The organism is Pedobacter miscanthi (genome assembly GCF_003315595.1).
Classification (GTDB): Bacteria; Bacteroidota; Bacteroidia; order Sphingobacteriales; family Sphingobacteriaceae; genus Pedobacter; species Pedobacter miscanthi.
This window is the reverse complement of record NZ_QNQU01000006.1, coordinates 1-18,975: the sequence shown is the minus strand read 5'-3', so window position 1 is coordinate 18,975 and position 18,975 is coordinate 1. Positions and strand designations below refer to the sequence as shown.

Annotated in this window: 21 protein-coding genes; all 21 read left to right on the top strand. The window is 37.7% G+C overall.

What is annotated here, in order from left to right; all coding sequences use genetic code 11:
• Nucleotides 1-13 precede the first annotated feature (13 nt).
• Complete coding sequence (locus DRW42_RS08165; protein ID WP_113948344.1) at nucleotides 14-670, top strand: DUF4291 domain-containing protein; 657 nt, start codon at nucleotides 14-16, stop codon at nucleotides 668-670.
• A complete protein-coding gene (locus tag DRW42_RS08160; protein ID WP_113948555.1) occupies nucleotides 660-1,202 on the top strand; it encodes an RNA 2'-phosphotransferase in 543 nt (180 codons plus the stop codon). The genes DRW42_RS08165 and DRW42_RS08160 overlap by 11 nt, the downstream gene beginning before the upstream one ends.
• 1 nt (nucleotide 1,203) lies before the next feature.
• The gene (locus tag DRW42_RS08155; protein WP_113948343.1) at nucleotides 1,204-1,932 is read left to right on the top strand and encodes a metallophosphoesterase family protein; all 729 of its coding nucleotides are present in this window, start codon (nucleotides 1,204-1,206) and stop codon (nucleotides 1,930-1,932) included.
• Between the two features lie 3 nt (nucleotides 1,933-1,935).
• Nucleotides 1,936-2,406, top strand: a complete 471-nt coding sequence (locus DRW42_RS08150; RefSeq protein ID WP_113948342.1) for a macro domain-containing protein — start codon at nucleotides 1,936-1,938, stop codon at nucleotides 2,404-2,406.
• A gap of 12 nt (nucleotides 2,407-2,418) precedes the next feature.
• Nucleotides 2,419-3,876, top strand: coding sequence for a nicotinate phosphoribosyltransferase (locus tag DRW42_RS08145; protein ID WP_113948341.1), 1,458 nt, complete (start codon nucleotides 2,419-2,421; stop codon nucleotides 3,874-3,876).
• A 149-nt stretch (nucleotides 3,877-4,025) separates the two neighbouring features.
• Nucleotides 4,026-4,430 carry a hypothetical protein gene (locus DRW42_RS08140; RefSeq protein ID WP_113948340.1) on the top strand — a complete coding sequence of 135 codons (405 nt, stop codon included), beginning with the start codon at nucleotides 4,026-4,028 and terminating at the stop codon, nucleotides 4,428-4,430.
• A 375-nt stretch (nucleotides 4,431-4,805) separates the two neighbouring features.
• Nucleotides 4,806-5,060, top strand: a complete 255-nt coding sequence (locus DRW42_RS08135) for a prevent-host-death protein (RefSeq protein ID WP_113948339.1) — start codon at nucleotides 4,806-4,808, stop codon at nucleotides 5,058-5,060.
• Nucleotides 5,060-5,332: a Txe/YoeB family addiction module toxin gene (locus tag DRW42_RS08130; RefSeq protein WP_208643529.1), complete on the top strand. Its 273-nt coding sequence runs from the start codon at nucleotides 5,060-5,062 to the stop codon at nucleotides 5,330-5,332. Before DRW42_RS08135 ends, DRW42_RS08130 begins: the two co-directional genes overlap by 1 nt.
• Nucleotides 5,333-5,459: 127 nt before the next feature.
• Nucleotides 5,460-7,499: a BatA domain-containing protein gene (locus tag DRW42_RS08125; protein ID WP_113948337.1), complete on the top strand. Its 2,040-nt coding sequence runs from the start codon at nucleotides 5,460-5,462 to the stop codon at nucleotides 7,497-7,499.
• The gene (locus DRW42_RS08120) at nucleotides 7,496-8,752 is read left to right on the top strand and encodes a dihydroorotase (RefSeq protein ID WP_113948336.1); all 1,257 of its coding nucleotides are present in this window, start codon (nucleotides 7,496-7,498) and stop codon (nucleotides 8,750-8,752) included. Before DRW42_RS08125 ends, DRW42_RS08120 begins: the two co-directional genes overlap by 4 nt.
• A gap of 123 nt (nucleotides 8,753-8,875) precedes the next feature.
• Nucleotides 8,876-9,544, top strand: coding sequence for a hypothetical protein (locus DRW42_RS08115; RefSeq protein ID WP_113948335.1), 669 nt, complete (start codon nucleotides 8,876-8,878; stop codon nucleotides 9,542-9,544).
• Nucleotides 9,545-9,556: 12 nt separating this feature from the next.
• Nucleotides 9,557-10,162, top strand: coding sequence for a DUF4199 domain-containing protein (locus DRW42_RS08110; RefSeq protein ID WP_113948334.1), 606 nt, complete (start codon nucleotides 9,557-9,559; stop codon nucleotides 10,160-10,162).
• Nucleotides 10,163-10,245: 83 nt separating this feature from the next.
• Nucleotides 10,246-10,800 carry an ATPase gene (locus DRW42_RS08105; RefSeq protein ID WP_113948333.1) on the top strand — a complete coding sequence of 185 codons (555 nt, stop codon included), beginning with the start codon at nucleotides 10,246-10,248 and terminating at the stop codon, nucleotides 10,798-10,800.
• Between the two features lie 5 nt (nucleotides 10,801-10,805).
• A complete protein-coding gene (locus tag DRW42_RS28575) occupies nucleotides 10,806-10,973 on the top strand; it encodes a hypothetical protein (RefSeq protein WP_158544300.1) in 168 nt (55 codons plus the stop codon).
• 116 nt (nucleotides 10,974-11,089) lie between these two features.
• The gene (locus DRW42_RS08100) at nucleotides 11,090-12,040 is read left to right on the top strand and encodes a glycosyltransferase family 2 protein (protein ID WP_113948332.1); all 951 of its coding nucleotides are present in this window, start codon (nucleotides 11,090-11,092) and stop codon (nucleotides 12,038-12,040) included.
• Nucleotides 12,041-12,114: 74 nt separating this feature from the next.
• Complete coding sequence (locus tag DRW42_RS08095) at nucleotides 12,115-13,083, top strand: glycosyltransferase family 2 protein (RefSeq protein WP_113948331.1); 969 nt, start codon at nucleotides 12,115-12,117, stop codon at nucleotides 13,081-13,083.
• Complete coding sequence (locus DRW42_RS08090; RefSeq protein WP_113948330.1) at nucleotides 13,080-13,868, top strand: hypothetical protein; 789 nt, start codon at nucleotides 13,080-13,082, stop codon at nucleotides 13,866-13,868. Before DRW42_RS08095 ends, DRW42_RS08090 begins: the two co-directional genes overlap by 4 nt.
• A gap of 51 nt (nucleotides 13,869-13,919) precedes the next feature.
• Nucleotides 13,920-15,419 (top strand): GH3 auxin-responsive promoter family protein, encoded by a 1,500-nt coding sequence (locus DRW42_RS08085; RefSeq protein ID WP_113948329.1) that lies wholly within the window; start codon nucleotides 13,920-13,922, stop codon nucleotides 15,417-15,419.
• A gap of 245 nt (nucleotides 15,420-15,664) precedes the next feature.
• A complete protein-coding gene (locus DRW42_RS08080) occupies nucleotides 15,665-16,825 on the top strand; it encodes a 1-deoxy-D-xylulose-5-phosphate reductoisomerase (protein ID WP_208643528.1) in 1,161 nt (386 codons plus the stop codon).
• Between the two features lie 28 nt (nucleotides 16,826-16,853).
• Nucleotides 16,854-18,242, top strand: coding sequence for an RIP metalloprotease RseP (gene rseP / locus DRW42_RS08075; RefSeq protein ID WP_113948327.1), 1,389 nt, complete (start codon nucleotides 16,854-16,856; stop codon nucleotides 18,240-18,242).
• Nucleotides 18,243-18,324: 82 nt separating this feature from the next.
• A complete protein-coding gene (hscB, locus tag DRW42_RS08070) occupies nucleotides 18,325-18,855 on the top strand; it encodes a Fe-S protein assembly co-chaperone HscB (RefSeq protein ID WP_113948326.1) in 531 nt (176 codons plus the stop codon).
• Nucleotides 18,856-18,975: the final 120 nt, after the last annotated feature.

The following is an 18,975-nucleotide window of genomic DNA, read 5'->3' as shown; positions in this document are numbered from 1 at the left end:
ACAGTATTACAAAATGAAAATAACATTAAAAAAATATAAAGAACAACTATTAGAATGGCCAAAATCAGGATGCCATATCATGGCCCAGTATGACGATGAGAAAATAATAGTTTATCAGGCTTACCGAAAAGAAATCGGTGAGTTTGCAGTCAAAAACCAATTTTTCGGAGGTGAGTTCAGTTTAAGTAGAATGACCTGGATAAAACCCAACTTTTTATGGATGATGTACAGAAGTGGTTGGGGAACTAAAGAAGGTCAGGAAGTTACTTTGGCCATTCACCTTAAAATTGAAGCATTCCGCAACTATTTAGCGCATTCGGTTTATACTTCTTTCAATCAAACCGAAGGCATATCTCACGAAGAATGGAGAAATGAACTCGAAAATTCCAATATCAGGCTGCAATGGGATCCGGATCATGATCCTTATGGCGCTAAGCAGGAAAGAAGAGCAATTCAGATCGGATTAAGGGATGATTTTATCAGGTCTTTTGCAAAAGATGATATTTTGTTAATTGAAGATATCAGTCAGTTTGTAAAAGAACAATATGAATTTATTCAAAACAGACAACTGGAAAATTTAACTGTACCTGCAGAAAAACCTTTCGTGTTTAGCGATGAAGCATTGAACAAAAAATTGAAAATCAAAAATGAATATGCTCATGGATTCTAAAATAACAAAAGGCATCAGTAAATTGCTCAGCTATATTTTAAGGCACTCGCCCGAAACAATAAAGCTAAAGCTCGATGAAAATGGCTGGGCAGATGTGAATGAGCTGATTGTCAAATTCGATCTCTATGAGCTAAAATTGGATTTCGAACTGCTCAATTACATCGTTGAAAATAACGACAAAAATCGTTTTGCCTTTAACGAAGATAAAACCAGGATAAGGGCAAACCAGGGACATTCTATTCCGGTTGAATTAAACTTAAATGAAACCGAACCTTTGGAATACCTGTATCACGGTACCGTAGAAAAGTTCCTTTCAGACATTAAAACGCAGGGACTTCAAAAAATGAGCAGACAGCATGTGCATTTAAGTGCTGATCAGGAAACAGCCACTAAAGTGGGCGGCAGACGTGGCAAACCGGTTATCCTCACCATTAACTGTGGCGCAATGCACAAGGCTGGATATAAATTTTACTTATCAGCCAACAACGTGTGGCTTACAGATGTTGTGCCTGCTGAATATATAGAATTTTAACATGGGAAGAACATTGGTAATAGGCGATATACATGGTGGATTAAAAGGTCTGATCCAGTTATTCGAGCGTGCTGAAGTAACCACAGAAGATAAACTGATTTTTCTTGGCGATTACGTTGACGGGTGGAGTGAGTCTGCACAGGTGATCGATTACCTGATAAAACTGGAAGAAAGCCATCAATGCATTTTTATCAAAGGCAATCACGATGCATGGTGTATCGATTGGTTAGAAAAAGGTATCGTGGATAATGTTTGGTTCGTACATGGGGGTAAATTAACCATGGAGAGTTATAAAGACTTATCTGATGAAGTACGGGAAAAACATTTAAAATTCTTTAAAAGGATGAAAGATTATTACGTAGATGAACAAAATAACCTTTTTATCCATGCCGGTTTTTCTTCCATGCACGGACCGGAAAAAGAGCGTTATTCATCCAATTATTCGTGGGACAGAACCCTATGGGAAATGGCACTCACGATGGATAACCGGATTAAAAAGGATTCGGCTATTTATCCCAAACGTTTATTGCTTTATCACGAAATTTACATCGGCCACACGCCAACACTCTACTATAACGTTAATGTGCCAATGCAGGGCTGCAATGTTTGGAATATCGATACCGGTGCTGCATTTACCGGAAAATTAAGCTGTTTGGATATCAAAACCAAACAATTTTGGCAGAGCGATACCTTGCAAAGCCTGTATCCCAACGAAAAAGGAAGAAATTAAAACATGAAAAACATTGAATATAAAAAAGGTGATGCAACTAATCCTTCAACTACCGGAAATAAAATAATTGTTCATATCTGTAACGATATTGGTGGATGGGGAAAGGGTTTTGTACTAGCCATTTCGAAAAAATGGAAAGCTCCCAAAAGTGAATACCGCGCTTGGTATCAATCTAAAAATAACTTTAATCTTGGTGAAGTTCAGTTTGTACAGGTTGAAGAAGATTTATGGATAGCTAATTTAATTGGTCAGCATAAAATAAATAAAGATGAAAATGGTAATTCACCAATAAGATATGATGCAGTTAACGAAGCGTTAAAAAAGGTTGCAGATTTTGCAATAGATATTAATGCTTCCATACATATGCCAAGGATAGGATGTGGTTTAGCAGGAGGAAAGTGGGAAATAATTGAGCCACTCATAATAGAAACGATTTTAAATAAAGATATTAATACAACAGTTTACGATTTTTAAAAGATAAATCCTATGAATCCATTATTATTAACAGACGGTTATAAAGTTGACCACCGCAGACAGTACCCTGAAAATACCACACTGGTTTATTCTAACTGGACGCCCAGAAAAAGCAGGCTCGAAAATGTAAACCATGTAGTGCTTTTTGGATTGCAGTACTTTATCAAAAAATACATTATCGAAGATTTTAACCAGAATTTCTTCAAACAGCCTAAAGAAGAAATTTTAAGGAAATATGCCCGCAGGATCAATAATTACCTTGGCGAAAACCTCGTAGGCACACAGCACATTGCCGATTTGCATGATCTGGGTTATATACCCATGGTTTTTAAATCACTCCCCGAAGGGGCAGAAGTACCATTGCGTGTGCCGATGTTCACCATGTACAATACCAAACCAGAGTTTTTCTGGCTGACCAACTATTTCGAAACATTGCTTTCGGCAGTGGTTTGGTTGCCATGTAATTCGGCTACCATTGCAAAACAATATCGTACCATCCTGGATAAATATGCAGCTGAAACCTCTTCAGTGCCCGAGTTTGTAGATTGGCAGGGACACGATTTCTCGATGCGCGGTATGGGTGGAATAGAAGCTGCGGTAACTTCGGCCGCTGGGCATTTATTGAGTTTCACCGGAACCGATACCATCCCTGCAATTGATTTTCTGGAAGAATATTACAAAGCCGATTCTGATAAAGAGCTGATCGGTGGCTCTGTAGCCGCTACAGAACACTCGGTAATGTGCATGGGAACCAATACTGGCGAGCTCGAAACTTTTAAACGCCTGATCCTCGAAGTTTATCCAAAAGGAATTGTATCGATCGTTTCCGATACCTGGGATTTATGGAAAGTGTTAACCGAATACCTGCCTGTTTTAAAAGATGATATCATCGCCAGGCCGGGTAAAGTGGTAATCAGGCCTGATTCTGGCGATCCGGTTGATATCATCTGCGGAAATCCGGACGGCAAAAACGAAAATGAGAAAAAAGGAGTGATCGAGCTGCTTTGGGATGTTTTTGGTGGAAAAATCAATGATAAAGGTTTTAAAGAACTGGTGCCACAGATTGGCGCGATTTACGGTGATAGCATCACTACCGAAAGGGCTACACGGATCTGCGAACGTTTAAAAGCCAAAGGCTTTGCTTCAACCAACGTGGTTTTTGGTATTGGTTCTTTCACTTATCAGTACAATACGCGCGATACCTTTGGTTTTGCCATGAAAGCCACTTATGGTGAGGTAGATGGCGTTGGTCGCGAGATATTTAAAGATCCCATTACCGACGATGGCACCAAAAAATCGGCTAAAGGTTTATTGCAGATTTTTAAAAATGCCAAAGGCGATTACGAACTGAAAGATCAATGTACCTGGGAAGAAGAAGCACAAGGCGAATTGAAAGAAGTTTTCAGGGATGGAAAGCTACTGATCGATTATTCTCTCGCCGAAATTAGAGAAAGGCTAAAGAATAGTTAACTTCGCCAGGATTTTGAGACTGTATCATCAATATCGGATTGTCATACTGAGCCTGCCGAAGGGCCATAATAAAGCATTTCGACAAACTCAACGTGACACGTTTAAAATTTTTATGATACAGTCTCAATTAATAAAATGATACCCAGAAAATGCAGGAAACACCTACTTTTAACCATCAGGCCGATATTGTAAATAGTGCTATCAGATTTATAAACTCATGGTTTAAGCAGTCTAAGACTATTACCAATGAGCTGAATGATTTTTTTATCCTGCCAGGAAATAAAATTATTGGTAAAGATGTAGTTATTGGTAGATTAAAAGGCATTTTCGGGCAATCTGATGAGTATGTTGGTGGCAGATATGATATTATCGATGTCAACTTCGAATTGTTTGATGATGGTAAAGGAATGGGTTTCGTTGAAGGTGTTGCAGGTTACCGGGATGTTATTCAAAAACAATTAAAAATTATAAGCGGACCTTTTAAACTTTATTTCGCGCTTTGTAATGGTAGCTGGAAAATTGTAAATATCGAATTTCCGGGGTTTAGTTATTAATAACAAAAAAGTCGTCATTGCGAAAAGGCTTTTTCAGCCGGCGAAGCAATCTTACAACGATCACTACCTTCCCGAAACGGCGATTTTATTCTATAATATGTCATCTCGAGCGGAGTGTAACATAGCCGAGAGATCTATCTAGGCAGATTTCTCCACTCCAATGCGTTTACGTCCAGAGGATGGTTTAACCCAAGTATAGTACTAAAATGCAACGCAGCCGATAACTACGTAAGTCTTCTGCGGAATTAATATCTGCGGTGTTAAGTTTTATGTAATATAATGCGAAAATATAATCTTATTGATAAACACTTAAGTTGATGCACAAATATATAATCTCTATATTTGTACCATTATGGTACATTAAATTTGGGAATTATGTTAATAGTAAGCAGTAGAGAATTCAGGGAAAAACAAGCCGAATATATGGACATGGCTGATAGTGGGGAACAGATTATTGTTCAGAGAGGGAAAAATAAGGCATATTCGATCACACCAATCACCAATGATGATATCTATTTTTCAAAGGAGATGATCGAAAAGATTGAAAAATCACTTTTGCAGGCAAAAGATGGAGAAGTTACCAAAGTTACTGGAAAAGATGCTTTAGTAGAATTTCTTAAAGATCTATAATGTATAGTCTGGAGTTTACATCCTCCGCAATAGAGGATCTTAAATGGCTAAAGAAGACTGATCAAAATGCGTATAAAAAGGTCCAGAAATTATTATTGGAACTTATAGAGCATCCCACCACTGGCACTGGTAAACCAGAACTAAAAAAATATAATCTCTCTGGTTTGTATTCCAGGAGGATAACGCAAAAACATCGTTTGGTTTATCAAATAAATGGTGAAACAGTGAATGTATTGGTCTTATCCGCTGCTGGCCATTATGATGATAAATAGGTATACCAAATAGTTTGTCATTGTCTTATCGTTTAAAATTACTGCTTTTCAAAATCAAAGTAACATTGATAATAATAAATAAGGAATGTTATACCCAATTCCATAATTTTTCTATCTTTGGTTTTTAATGAATTTCCTTTATCCGGGCTTTCTTTTTGCACTAATATCGGTCGCCATTCCGGTTATTATCCATTTATTCAATTTCAGGAAATTTAAAAAGGTTTATTTCTCCAATGTTCAGCTTTTAAAAGAAGTAGAACAGCAAAATTCATCAAAAGAAAAGCTTAAAAACCTGCTTATTTTACTCTCGCGGATTTTGGTAATTATCTTTTTGGTACTTGCTTTTGCCCAGCCTTATATTCCAGATCACAATCAAAAAACTTCTGCTGTAACTAATGTGGTAAGCGTTTATATCGATAACTCTTACAGCATGGAGGCCATAAATAAAGATGGCAATCTGCTCGATGAAGCCAAACGCAGGGCGAAAGAGCTGGTTAAAGGTTTCGGTATTAACGATCGCTTTCAGCTTTTAACAAACGATTTTGAAGGAAAACACCAGCGTTTATTAAACGAGGAAGATTTTTTAAAAGCACTTGATGATGTAAAAATCTCTGCAGCCAACCGCAATCTCCAGCAGGTATTAAACAGACAGGGCAATATTTTAACCGGAGCAGGAAACAAATACAGTTTTTTGATTTCTGATTTTCAGAAAAATATCTCCACCACTAATAAACTCGAAACCAAGATCGATATTCAATATTCATTTTTGAAACTTAATGCCACTACTTTGCCCAATGTGGCCGTTGATAGCGTTTGGGTACTTTCGCCAAATCATCAGCCAGGGGCAAATGAGCGTTTAGTGGTGCAGTTAAAGAATTATTCGGAAGAAGAAGCTAAAAATATCCCCTTAAAATTAAGCATCAACAATCAGCAGAAAGGTTTGGGTGCAGTAACCATTCCTGCAGGAAAAACGGTAAAAGATACTTTAAACTTCTCCGGACTCACCGCCGGATGGCAGAAGGGAATAATTACCATTAAAGATTTTCCGGTAACTTTTGATGATACGCTTTCTTTCAGCTTTAAAGTAGACGAAAGTTTTCCGGTTTTAAGCATCAACGGACCAAATGCCGGCAATTATATTAAAGCCTTATTTGCAGCTGATAACTATTATAAACTTACTGAAAATTCCGAAAGCAATGTAAATTATAGCAGTTTCGCTAATTATGGCCTGATTGTATTAAATGGATTAAAAAATCCTTCAACAGGTTTGGCACAGCAACTTAAAACCTATCTCAATGCAGGCGGAACCGTAGTGCTTTTTCCTGATCTTGATGCCGATATTCAAACTTATAATTCGTTTTTAGCTGGATTATCGTTACCAGCCATTCAGTCGATAAACACTACTGCAACAAAAGTAGACCAGATTGACCTTCAAAATCCTATTTTTAAAACTGTTTTCGAGGAAATTCCTAAAAACCTCGATCTCCCTGCAGTTGCACGTTATTATTCTTTTGTAGAAAGCAACACTTCCAATAAAGTAGATATTATGACCCTTCCAGGTAGAAAATCATTTTTCTCCAAATATGGAATTGGTAATGGGCAGGTATACTTATCTGCTTCCGGTTTAAATGCAAATGATTGTAATCTGGCCCGTCATCCGGTTTTTGTACCCTTAATTTACCGTGTTGCTTTGAGTGGTGGAAATGAAGCCCCTTTGTATTACAACCTTGGCAATGATAATGCATTAGCCAGTAAAAAGATTGCCTTAGGTAAAAACCAGACCTTAAAAATTACAGCCGATCATTTTGAGGCCATTCCCGAAATCCGTCAGGCAGATGGTAAAACCCTGATCTATATTGCCGATCAGGTTAAAAATGTAGGTTTTTATAATTTAAAACTTGCTGATTCCTTACTTGCCGTTTACAGTTTCAACAACGGCCGTACAGAATCTGATATGCATTATTTGAGCAAAGCAGAACTCGAACAATTGGCCGGTAAAAGCAACCTTAAAATATTTGATACTGATAAAGATGCCGTTAAATTAATTGCCGGCGCTAATAAAATCGGGCAGACATTATGGAAACTTTGCCTAATTTTGTCGCTGATTTTTATTGCAGCAGAAATTTTGCTCATCCGATTTTTTAACAACACAAAAAGAACAATATGAATCTCCTGGTTAAAAATGTAACCATTGCCGATCCGCAAAGTAAATTTAACAATCAACAATGCGATGTTAGGGTAGAAAATGGTACAATTAAAAACATAGGTAAATTAACTGCCGATAAAAACGAAACTATTTTCGATGCTCAGGGTGCTTTTTTAACACCGGGTTTTTTTGATTTAAACTGTGTGGCTGGCGATCCTGGTTTCGAAACCAAGGAAGATATCCAAACGCTTACCGAAACTGCAAAAGCTGGTGGATTTACGGGGCTTGCCCTTTTGCCACAAACCAGTCCGGTGGTACAGTCGAAATCACAAGTAGAATACATTATCAACCGGGCAAAAAATAACCTCGTTGATGTTTTGCCGGTAGGTGCCATTAGCCAGAACCGCGAAGCAAAAGAACTAGCTGAACTTTTTGATATGCAACAAGCCGGCGCAGTGGCTTTTTCGGATGGTGATAAAGCTTTGCAGGATGATGGTTTCATGAGCCGTGCCTTACAATATGCGAAAGGTTTTGATGCACTGTTAATGGTTTACCCCGAAAATAAATCAATTGCAGGCAAATCGCAGATTAATGAGAGCAAAAACTCTGTGCTTTTGGGCATGAAAGGTTTACCTGCACTGGCCGAAGAAATGCATATCGCACGCGATATTTTCTTAGCTTCTTATAATGAAACCAAAATCCACATCAGTAATATTTCGACTGCAGGAGCTGTAGCATTGATCCGCAAGGCAAAAAAAGATGGTGTACAGGTTTCTTGCGATGTAACCGCGCATCACCTTGTATTTACTGAAGAGCTTTTAAACGATTTCGACAGCAATTATAAAGTTAAACCGCCATTACGTGGCAAAACCGATGTAAAAGCTTTAATTGCTGGTTTAAAAGATGGCACTATCGATGCCATTACCTCGCAGCACCGCCCCGAGGAAATTGAATTTAAAAATGTAGAATTCGAAATTGCCCATTACGGGATTATTGCTTTACAAACCGTATTACCCTTATTATTAAAAGCCGGGTTAGACAGTGCTTTAATTGCCGAGAAATTAGCCATTAATCCACGTAAATTATTAAATTTAACTATTCCGATGATAGAAGAAGGTGCCAAAGCCAACTTTACGGTATTTAATCCGACCGAAAAGTGGTTGTACAATGCAGCTAGCAACCCTTCCAAGTCGGCAAACAGCCCTTTATTGGGAACTGAGCTTACTGGTAAAGTAACGTTGGTTTATAATAATAATCAGTATTCGGAGAGTTAGTTGAAAAGAGCTTAACTGCCATTACTATATATAGATGCTGAAATAAATCCGATAGCTATCGGATCAGCATGACGGATCGATGTAATGATCTTAAAATCCTGTAATCTTAAAAATCTTAATCCTATGGATAATAGAGTAAAAAAAGCGTTAAGTGCCACCATTAACCAATATGCCGAAGTTGCGGCCATTAATGTTGAAAGTTTCGAAACAGAATTACTGGCTGCTTTTGAGCTGGATGTTAATTTTTTAGATAAAGCCGAAGCTTTTGATGCCGTTTTCGATACTTATCCGAAATTTGAAGAACTGCGTGAAGTGTTTTTCGATTTATTAATGGTGAATTTCTTTAGCAGCGATGTGCAGAAATTGGAAGATGATTACCTGGAAAGCGACGAATGGGCAAACATTGAAGAAGAAACAATCGATAGGGGAACCGAGCTTTTAAACCTTTTGCTTTACATCAAAGAGTGTAAGGATGAAGATATTGAGCCTGAATTGGGCGATTTCCTGAAAGAATTTTTATTGGTAGAAGATGATGAATTTCAGGATGAATTTGAAATTTATGAAGAACTGATCAGCAACCAACAGCTCGCAGAAAGCAGCATAAAAGAAATCTGCACCACTGCTGCAAAATTGAATATCAGCGAAGAAATGCAGGAATTATTTGTGCCTTTTATGGCTTTTTTCCTTGATGTAGAAGGAAGTGCTGAAACCACAAAAGAAATAATTCAGTTTAGCAGTAACAAATCGTTCGATTCTGCTACTTATATATTAATTACAACAATTAATAACTAAATTAATTTTATCATGGAACAACAAATACTTCAGGAAGAAAAGAAACCTAAGGTTTATGAAGAAATTTTTAAGCATGGCCTGATTTTAGGCATCGCGATGTTTATTTTAGGTATAGCTTTATTGTTTTTGATTCAGGGTGCTGATTCATTTATGGTGATGGTTATCGTATATCCTTTAATTCTATTGGTGGTTTTTCCGATTATAGTTTCAGTTTTCTTATGTATCAATCTCCGTAAAAGTATAGGTGGTTACTGGACATTTAAACAGGCCCTGAAATCAATTTTCATTGTTTTTTTTGTAGGATGGTTGGTTTCATTTGGCTTAAATCTAATTTATACCAAAGTAATCGATACTACATCTACCGAAAGAATGCAGGAGCACATCAAAGAAAGAACACTTGTTTTTATGAAAAACCAGAATGTTGATGAAGATAAACTGAACGAAGAAAGTGCGAAAATGGATGAGCAGTTTGCGAAGCAGAATGAATTTACTGCTAAATCTGTATTCAAGAACATTACCATCGGAATTTCGATCATCTTTGTATTTGCCCTGATTTTTGCAGCCATCTTTAAAAGAGAAAGACCGGTAAGATTAGAATCTTTCCCTACAGAAGCTTAATTCTTCGCATAAAATTTTGAACGTGCAGGTTTTATCATTTAATTTGATAAAGTTTGCACGTTTTGATTTATATAACATACTGAATGCAAGATTTATATATTATTTCTGGCTGTAATGGCGCTGGTAAAACAACAGCATCCTTTACGATTTTACCCGAAATACTAAATTGCAGGGAGTTTGTTAATGCGGATGAAATTGCCCGTGGAATTTCTCCATTTAAACCTGCAAGTGTTGCCATTCAGGCAGGTAAAATTATGCTGAACAGAATTGATGAACTGCTTAATCAAAAGGTCAATTTTGCCATCGAAACTACACTAACCACAAAATCTTACCTAAATACAATTGAAAAAGCCAAATCATTGGGCTATCAGGTTACCCTGTTATTTTTTTGGTTAAATGATGTAGAGCTTGCCATTGAAAGGGTTAAAACGAGGGTATTAGAAGGTGGGCATGATATTCCTGAAGATGTAATCCGGAGAAGGTATAAAAAAGGAATAGAAAATTTACAGCAGTTTATTAAAAATGTCGATTTTTGGTTTGTGCTAAACAATTCAAAAGAATCACTTCAGTTTATAGCAGAGGGTAATAAATCTGAAATTACTATATTTGAAAAAGAAAATTGGAAAAAACTAAGTTAACTTTTATGAATGATGAGCAAACTACACTTCAGTTATTACATCAAAAAATAAGTGAGGGGATGGAATTAACTTTCAAAAAACTGGTTGCCTATAAAGCAAAGAACGATGGTGTTTTGGTTTTCTCCGATCAGGGAAAAATTGTGAAAGTAAAAGCTAAAGACATAAAATTATAATTAAGATCAAAAATTTTGAACGTGCAGGTTTTATCATTTAATTTGATGAAATTTGCACGTTTTAATTTAAACAAACCTCGCAGGTTTCGAAAACCTGCGAGGTTTATGCTTAAAAAATGGATATATCAGTTGTAGTACCCTTATTTAATGAAGATGAATCCCTGCCCGAATTAACGGCCTGGATTGATAAAGTAATGATCGCCAATAGTTTCAGCTATGAAATTGTTTTGGTTGATGATGGCAGTACCGACAGATCGTGGGAGGTAATTGAGGCATTAAGACTTCAGAATCCTGCCATTAAAGGCATTAAATTTAGAAGGAATTACGGTAAATCTGCAGCTTTAAACGTAGGTTTCGAAGCTACACAAGGTGACGTGGTGATTACCATGGATGCCGATCTGCAGGATAGTCCGGATGAAATCCCCGAATTATACCGCCGCATAAAAGAAGAGAAACTCGATCTTATTTCGGGCTGGAAAAAGAAACGTTACGATCCGATTACGAAAACAATCCCCACTAAACTCTTCAATGCGGCTACCCGTAAAATGAGCGGTATAGAACTGAACGATTTTAACTGCGGGTTAAAAGCCTACCGTAGCGATGTGGTAAAAACCATCGAAGTATATGGCGAAATGCACCGTTATATCCCGGTAATTGCCAAGTGGGCCGGTTTTGGTAAAATAGCCGAACAGGTGGTAGAGCATCGTGCACGTAAGTACGGCACAACTAAATTCGGTTTCAGCAGGTTTATCAATGGCTTTTTAGATTTACTTTCTATCTTCTTTGTAGGTAAATTTGGGAAACGCCCGATGCACTTTTTTGGTTCTTTAGGGGTATTGAGTTTCTTTTTGGGAATTATCATGTCACTTTACGTCCTGATAGAAAAACAAATCCTTATATGGAAAGGCCTTGCTTACCGTGATGTAACCGATCAGCCGTTGTTTTATTTATCATTGGTAGCCATTGTAGTAGGCTCGCAGCTATTTTTAGCCGGCTTTATTGCAGAGCTTTTATCGCGTAACGCACCCGAAAGAAACCAGTATTTGATAGAAAAGGAATTAAGGTAGAAGGCGGGAAGGCGGAAGGTTTATCCGCCCCTGTACCCTCAACCTTTAAACCCTCAACCTTCAACCTCCAAAAAATGTTTTTCTCCATCATCATTCCGCTTTACAATCGTCCGCAGGAAATTGACGAACTTTTATACACGTTAACCAAACAAACTTATTTACAGTTTGAGGTACTGGTGATTGAAGATGGTTCGAAAAATGATGCAAAGGCCATTGTAGATAATTATGCAGATAAACTTGATATAAAATATTATTTCAAAGAAAATGCCGGACAGGGTTTTGCCCGTAATTTCGGATTTGAAAGAGCTAAAGGAGATTATTTTATCATTTTCGATTCAGATATCCTCGTTCCGGCCGATTACCTGGAGATTGTAAAAAATTATCTTTACGAACATCATTTAGATGCCTATGGTGGTCCGGATGCAGCACACGATAGCTTTACGCCAGTGCAAAAGGCTATTAGTTATGCCATGACGTCGCCATTTACTACCGGTGGTATCCGTGGAAATAAGCAGCATGTTGGGCAATTTCACCCACGCAGTTTTAATATGGGAGTTTCACGTCAGGCCTGGGAGAAGGTTGGCGGTTTTATTTTAACCCGTTTGGGCGAAGATATCGAGTACAGTATCCGCATATACGAAAATGGTTTCAAAATCGGTTTAATCCCCGATGCAAAAGTTTATCATAAACGCAGAACCAGTTTCAGCCAGTTTTACAAGCAGCTGCATTTTTTTGGGAGGGCCAGGATCAATATTTATAAACACTTTCCTAAAGAATTAAAGCTTGTGCATTTTTTTCCCGCTTTATTTACACTGGGCTTTGGTTTCACCATTTTGTGTAACTTTATATATCCGCCACTGGCGTATGTTTGTAACTTCTTCTTATTGATTTACTTTATGTTGATATTTTTTCATTCATGGTCTGTAAATAAATCGTTAAAAGTTGCATTTTTGAGCATTATATCTTCATTTATCCAATTAACTGCTTATGGTTTAGGATTTATACAGGATTTATTTAAACGTGTGGTATTCAAACAACAATGATCAATTACCTAAAAGAAAGTACGTTCGCCGTTAACGATGTAATGCAAAAAGCATGGGGCATCACCAAGAAACATTATTTTTCTATTGCTACACTATGCTTTCTGATGTTTATTACAGCAAGTGCATCCAGCTTAATGGCCTTTTTTATTAAAGATGTGAGCAAGGCCTTGAGCGTTGTAATGGTAATTATTTTTGTACTGCTCTACTTTACCATTAACCTTTCGCTGTTTAAATATATTTTCCATTTAATGGATGATGAAGAAAGTGATGTTAAAATTGTAGATACCCTTCCAACCCGGTTACAGATTATCAGGTTTCTGGTGGCAACGCTTTATTTTGTAGGTTGTATTTTGGGCGTTTATCTTGTGGTGATTTTGGTTGCCTTTCCTTTCATTTACACCGGGATTAACATATCAATTGTTAAAAATGTAGCCATATCGGTAGGTATTATTGCCATTTTCATCACCTGGCTAAGGATTTCTTTTTTTCCGTTTTTCATTATCGATAAGGGTGCAAGCCCATTCGATTCTATCAAATTGAGTTTGGCGACTACAAAAGGTAACTTTACCAAAATTTTGTTGCTTTTAGTTGTTTTAGGTGGCGGATATTTGATTTACCTCTTACTAAACTACTTACAATGGCCATTAATTGCCTTTATTGTAAATATTTTAAGTTCCTTCATCATTGTTCCGCTATCGAGCGTAGCCTTAACGGTAGCTTACCGTAAAATTTCGGGCGAGTACAAAGGCGACGAGCATCCGGATATTTTACATAATATTGTTTAGGAGGATTTTTCTCCATTCAATCATTTAATCATTCCAAATTCAATCATTAAAATGGGACTAAAAGCAGCATTAAGTAAACCCTTTGCAGTATTTGCAGTTTGGCAGATCAACAAATGGAAACGTAATGCCGTAAATGCTCAAAATAACATCCTGAAAAAGCTTATTGATGAAGCCAAAAATACCGCTTTTGGAAAAGATCATCATTTCGCAGAAATTAAGAACTATGCTGATTTTAAGAAAAATATTCCGATACGGGATTATGAAGGCTTAAAACCTTACGTAGATCGTGTAGTAGCGGGCGAAGCTGATGTACTTTGGAAAGGTAAACCTCTTTATTTTGCCAAAACATCAGGTACCACTTCAGGAGTAAAATACATTCCGCTTTCTAAAGAATCGATGCCCGAGCACATTAAAGCTGCCCGGAATGCCATTTTAACCTATATTAACGAAACGGGGAAAGCTGATTTTGTAAACGGAAAGATGATCTTTTTACAGGGTAGTCCGGTTTTGAGTGTAAAACATGGAATCAATGTTGGGCGTTTATCAGGTATTGTGGCGCATCACGTGCCTGCTTATCTCCAAAAAAACCGTTTGCCATCTTACGAAACCAATATCATCGAAGATTGGGAGCAAAAAGTGGATGCCATTGTAGATGAAACCATCAACGAAAACATGACATTGATCTCAGGTATTCCACCCTGGGTACAGATGTATTTCGATAAACTTTCCGCTAAATCAGGAGGAAAAAAAATTGCCGAAATATTTAAAAACTTTAGCCTGTTTATTTATGGTGGCGTAAATTTCGAACCATACAGGGCTAAAATTGAGCAGAGTATAGGCAAAAAGATTGATGCAATTGAAACTTATCCTGCTTCTGAAGGATTTATTGCTTATCAGGATTCGCAGAAGGATAAAGGCTTATTATTATTGGCAGATGCAGGGATTTTCTACGAATTTGTTCCGGCAGATGAATATTATAACGATAATCCAACGCGCCTATCCCTTGCGGAAGTAGAACTCGATACCAATTATGCGCTGATTTTGAATACCAATGCAGGTTTATGGGGCTATAGTATCGGCGATACCATAAAATTTGTGTCTAAAGATCCTTATAAAATTGTGGTAACCGGACGCATCAAACATTTCATTTCTGCTTTTGGAGAACATGTGATTGGAGAAGAAGTGGAACAGGCGATTTTAAGTGTAGCAAACGAAGAGAAGGTAGAAATTACAGAATTTACCGTGGCACCACAGGTTAATCCGGAAGCCGGACAATTGCCTTACCACGAGTGGTTTGTAGAGTTTTCTTCTGCACCCAAAGATTTGGCTGCCTTTAGTAAAAAGGTAGATGAAGCTTTACAAAAGAAAAATATTTATTACTTTGACCTGATTGAGGGAAACATCCTTCAGCCATTAATAATACGTACTTTGCAAAAAGATGCCTTTGTAAGTTACATGAAAAGTGAAGGAAAACTAGGCGGACAGAATAAAGTACCAAGGTTGAGCAATGACAGGAAACTGGCAGATGGGTTGGATAAATATATTGTTTAATGCACTCCGTCATTGTGAATAATAAATTGACAGAGAAGTTAGGGTAAATAACTCCCGAAAACTACGTCATTTCGAGCGGAGTGCAACGTAGTCGAGAAATCTGTCGAGATAGATCTCTCCATTCCACTGCGTTTCAGTCGAGATGACGATCGCCCCATGGAGGATACTGTTTATAATGACAGAATGTGGACAGGATATAATGAATAAATAAAGCTTAATGATTTAAGCAAACGATATTAAAAGATTTGAAAAGAATAACCATACTAGGTTCTACAGGAAGTGTAGGTACACAAGCGCTTGAAGTTGTTAGGGATCACCCTGCGGTTTTTAAAGTAACGGTATTATCTGCATTAAAGAATTCAGAATTATTGATACAACAGGCGAGAGAATTTAAACCGGCTGTTGTGGTCATCTGCGATGAGCATAAGTACGCGGAAGTTAAAAATGCTTTAGCAGGGCTTGACATCAAAGTTTTGGCTGGCGAAGCGGCTTTATCAGAAGTTGCATCTTATGCCGATAGCGATGTGGTGCTTACCGCATTGATGGGCTCGGTAGGATTAAAGCCAACTATTGCTGCGATAAAAGCCGGTAAAAACATTGCTTTGGCCAATAAGGAAACTTTGGTGGTAGCAGGCGAATTGATTACGGAATTGGCTGCAGCACATCAGGTGAAGATTTTACCGGTTGATTCGGAGCATTCGGCCATTTTTCAGTGTTTGGTAGGCGAGGAGCACAATGAAATCGAAAAGATTTACCTTACGGCTTCCGGCGGACCATTTTTAGGTAAAACCAGGGATTTTCTTTCCACAGTAAAAAAAGAACAGGCCCTAAAACACCCCAACTGGGTAATGGGCGCAAAAATCACCATCGATTCTGCCTCTTTAATGAATAAAGGTCTGGAAGTAATTGAAGCGAAATGGCTGTTTAACCTCGAAGTGGAACAGATTGACGTAATCGTACATCCGCAATCTATTGTCCATTCGCTGGTACAGTTTACAGATGGCTCCATGAAAGCGCAAATGGGCGTTCCGGATATGAAATTACCCATTCAGTATGCTTTAAATTATCCCGACAGGCTAAAAAACAATTTTAAACGTTTTAACTTCCTGGAATATCCAAACTTTAGCTTCTTGAAAGCCGATATGGAAACCTTCAGGAATTTGGACCTTGCCTTTACTTCGTTAAAAAAAGGAGGGAACATGCCCTGTATTTTAAATGCGGCGAATGAGGTGGTTGTTGAGGCATTTTTGAATGATAAAATCGGTTTTCTGCAAATGAGCGAGGTAATTGAGCAATGTATGGAAGAGATCGCTTTTATAGAAAAACCACAATTGAACGATTATTTAGAAACTGACAAACATAGCCGTATCTTAGCCGGCGAATTAGTAACAAAAAGTATAGTTTAACATCTAACATAAAATTTTATAAGAAAATATGAATGGATTGATTATGGCGGGGCAGTTGCTGCTCGGTTTGTCTTTATTGGTAATATTACACGAATTAGGGCATTTCTTGGCGGCCAGGGCATTTGGTATTAAAGTAGAAAAGTTTTATCTGTTTTTTGATGCGTGGGGTTTTAAACTTTTCAGTTTCAAAAAAGGAGATGTTGAATATGGAATAGGATGGTTGCCACTTGGCGGTTATGTTAAAATTGCCGGTATGATTGATGAGAGCATGGATACCGAGCAGATGGCTTTGCCTGCGCAACCTTGGGAATTTCGCTCTAAACCAGCCTGGCAGCGTTTAATTGTAATGCTTGGCGGTATTATTGTAAACGTGATTGTTGGTATTTTTATCTTCTGGATGTTAACCTTCAACGTTGGTCAGAATTACACTGTTAACGGTAAATTGAACGATGGTATTTCTGTAGGAACCATTGGTAAAGAAATAGGTTTACAGAATGGAGATAAGATTTTAGCCATCAACGGCAACAAATTAATTAAGTTTGAAGATGCCATCTCGAGCAAAGTATTGTTCGATGGAGCACAGTTAACGATTTTGAGGGGCAGTAAAACCCTTTATATTTCTGTACCTGATACCATTTTGAACAAAATTTCGAAAAACGATAAAGAGAACTTTATTTCTCCACGTTACAGGATGCAAAGTGTGGATAAAGTAAGTGCGCCGGATGAAAAGGCTGATCAGCCTTCGTTTTTTGATAAACTGTTTAAACGTAAATTCGAAAAACCGGTATATCCTGCCTATGCTGCAGGCATTAAACCTGGCGATAGCATTTTATCTGTAAACGGTAAGGCAATTACTTTTTTCGATCAGTTTAAAGAAGAAGTTTCTCAAAACAAATCCAAACCGGTTAGCATTAAGGCACTTCGCAAAGGAAAAGAAATGATCTTCGATCTTAAAGTAAGCAAAGAAGGTACAATTGGTATTATCCCTAATTTAAGCAGTCCTGAGACGGCACATGTAGATTTTGGCTTTATCGAATCGTTGCCGGTAGGTGCAAACATGGCCTGGAGCACTTTTGTTGATAATGCTAAAGGTATCGGTAAAATGATTACGGGTAAATTAAGTGCGCGTAACATCAGCAGCCCGATTGGTATTGCAAAAGTTTATGGAAGTACTTTCGATTGGGTTAAATTCTGGACTTTAACCGGATTGATCTCAATGGCATTGGCATTTATGAATTTATTGCCTATTCCGGGCTTAGATGGTGGCCATGTGGTGTTCCTTTTGATCGAAATGGTACAACGTAAGCCTGTGAGTGAAAAAGTGCTCGAGCGGGCCCAGATTGTTGGTTTTGTAATCCTGATTTGTTTAATGGTGTTTGCTTTTGGTAATGATATTTTAAAATCCTTCGGGAAGTAAAACCAAATTGATATAATTGCCGCAGATGCGCAGATTTGACCATTCAATCTGAACATCTGCGGTTTTTTAATTTAATACCATCATGAGCGAAGCAATCCAACAGCCCAATTATTTCGAATTTTACGGTCTCCCTATACAGTTCAACCCAGATCAAAATGCAGTAAAAGCAAAGTTTTATGCTTTAAGCAAGCAGTTTCACCCCGATTTTTATGCCAACGAAAGCGAAGAGAAGCAGCAGGAAGTACTCGATCTGTCGACATTGAACAATAAGGCTTACCAAACGTTAAGCAACCCTAACAAGCGCTTAAAATATGTGTTGGAATTAAAGGGCATTGTGGCAACAGACGAGGGATATCAGTTACCGCAATCTTTCCTGATGGAAATGATGGATATTAACGAGGCATTAATGGATCTAGAATTCGAGCCCGATGCCGAAAAGTTGACTCAGGTAAAACGCGATGTTGAAGCCATAGAAAAGGGTTTAAAAGACGAGTTGGAAAATCTAAAAATTCAATTTGATCAGGATCCTGAAAAGTCTGAAGCACTTTTACCTTCAATGAAAGATAACTTTTATCGCCAGAAATATATTGACAGGATCAGGGAACGACTTTAGATGGATGATGTGAGATGGAAAATGGATGATTGAATCAGTCCGAAGTCAGAGGTCCGATGTCCGGAGATCATGTTGTATCGAATCAGACTTAGTTTTGCGGTTAAATATGGAAAATGCAAA

What these genes read in the sequence shown, in the direction of transcription:
- rseP (WP_113948327.1), top strand. Translation starts at nt 16,854, where the DNA reads ATGAATGGATTGATTATGGCGGGGCAGTTGCTGCTCGGTTTGTCTTTA.
- DRW42_RS08165 (WP_113948344.1), top strand. Translation starts at nt 14, where the DNA reads ATGAAAATAACATTAAAAAAATATAAAGAACAACTATTAGAATGGCCA.
- DRW42_RS08110 (WP_113948334.1), top strand. Translation starts at nt 9,557, where the DNA reads ATGGAACAACAAATACTTCAGGAAGAAAAGAAACCTAAGGTTTATGAA.
- DRW42_RS08140 (WP_113948340.1), top strand. Translation starts at nt 4,026, where the DNA reads ATGCAGGAAACACCTACTTTTAACCATCAGGCCGATATTGTAAATAGT.
- DRW42_RS08125 (WP_113948337.1), top strand. Translation starts at nt 5,460, where the DNA reads ATGAATTTCCTTTATCCGGGCTTTCTTTTTGCACTAATATCGGTCGCC.
- DRW42_RS08135 (WP_113948339.1), top strand. Translation starts at nt 4,806, where the DNA reads ATGTTAATAGTAAGCAGTAGAGAATTCAGGGAAAAACAAGCCGAATAT.
- DRW42_RS08090 (WP_113948330.1), top strand. Translation starts at nt 13,080, where the DNA reads ATGATCAATTACCTAAAAGAAAGTACGTTCGCCGTTAACGATGTAATG.
- hscB (WP_113948326.1), top strand. Translation starts at nt 18,325, where the DNA reads ATGAGCGAAGCAATCCAACAGCCCAATTATTTCGAATTTTACGGTCTC.
- DRW42_RS08085 (WP_113948329.1), top strand. Translation starts at nt 13,920, where the DNA reads ATGGGACTAAAAGCAGCATTAAGTAAACCCTTTGCAGTATTTGCAGTT.
- DRW42_RS08120 (WP_113948336.1), top strand. Translation starts at nt 7,496, where the DNA reads ATGAATCTCCTGGTTAAAAATGTAACCATTGCCGATCCGCAAAGTAAA.
- DRW42_RS08100 (WP_113948332.1), top strand. Translation starts at nt 11,090, where the DNA reads ATGGATATATCAGTTGTAGTACCCTTATTTAATGAAGATGAATCCCTG.
- DRW42_RS08160 (WP_113948555.1), top strand. Translation starts at nt 660, where the DNA reads ATGGATTCTAAAATAACAAAAGGCATCAGTAAATTGCTCAGCTATATT.
- DRW42_RS08105 (WP_113948333.1), top strand. Translation starts at nt 10,246, where the DNA reads ATGCAAGATTTATATATTATTTCTGGCTGTAATGGCGCTGGTAAAACA.
- DRW42_RS08150 (WP_113948342.1), top strand. Translation starts at nt 1,936, where the DNA reads ATGAAAAACATTGAATATAAAAAAGGTGATGCAACTAATCCTTCAACT.
- DRW42_RS28575 (WP_158544300.1), top strand. Translation starts at nt 10,806, where the DNA reads ATGAATGATGAGCAAACTACACTTCAGTTATTACATCAAAAAATAAGT.
- DRW42_RS08115 (WP_113948335.1), top strand. Translation starts at nt 8,876, where the DNA reads ATGGATAATAGAGTAAAAAAAGCGTTAAGTGCCACCATTAACCAATAT.
- DRW42_RS08145 (WP_113948341.1), top strand. Translation starts at nt 2,419, where the DNA reads ATGAATCCATTATTATTAACAGACGGTTATAAAGTTGACCACCGCAGA.
- DRW42_RS08130 (WP_208643529.1), top strand. Translation starts at nt 5,060, where the DNA reads ATGTATAGTCTGGAGTTTACATCCTCCGCAATAGAGGATCTTAAATGG.
- DRW42_RS08155 (WP_113948343.1), top strand. Translation starts at nt 1,204, where the DNA reads ATGGGAAGAACATTGGTAATAGGCGATATACATGGTGGATTAAAAGGT.
- DRW42_RS08095 (WP_113948331.1), top strand. Translation starts at nt 12,115, where the DNA reads ATGTTTTTCTCCATCATCATTCCGCTTTACAATCGTCCGCAGGAAATT.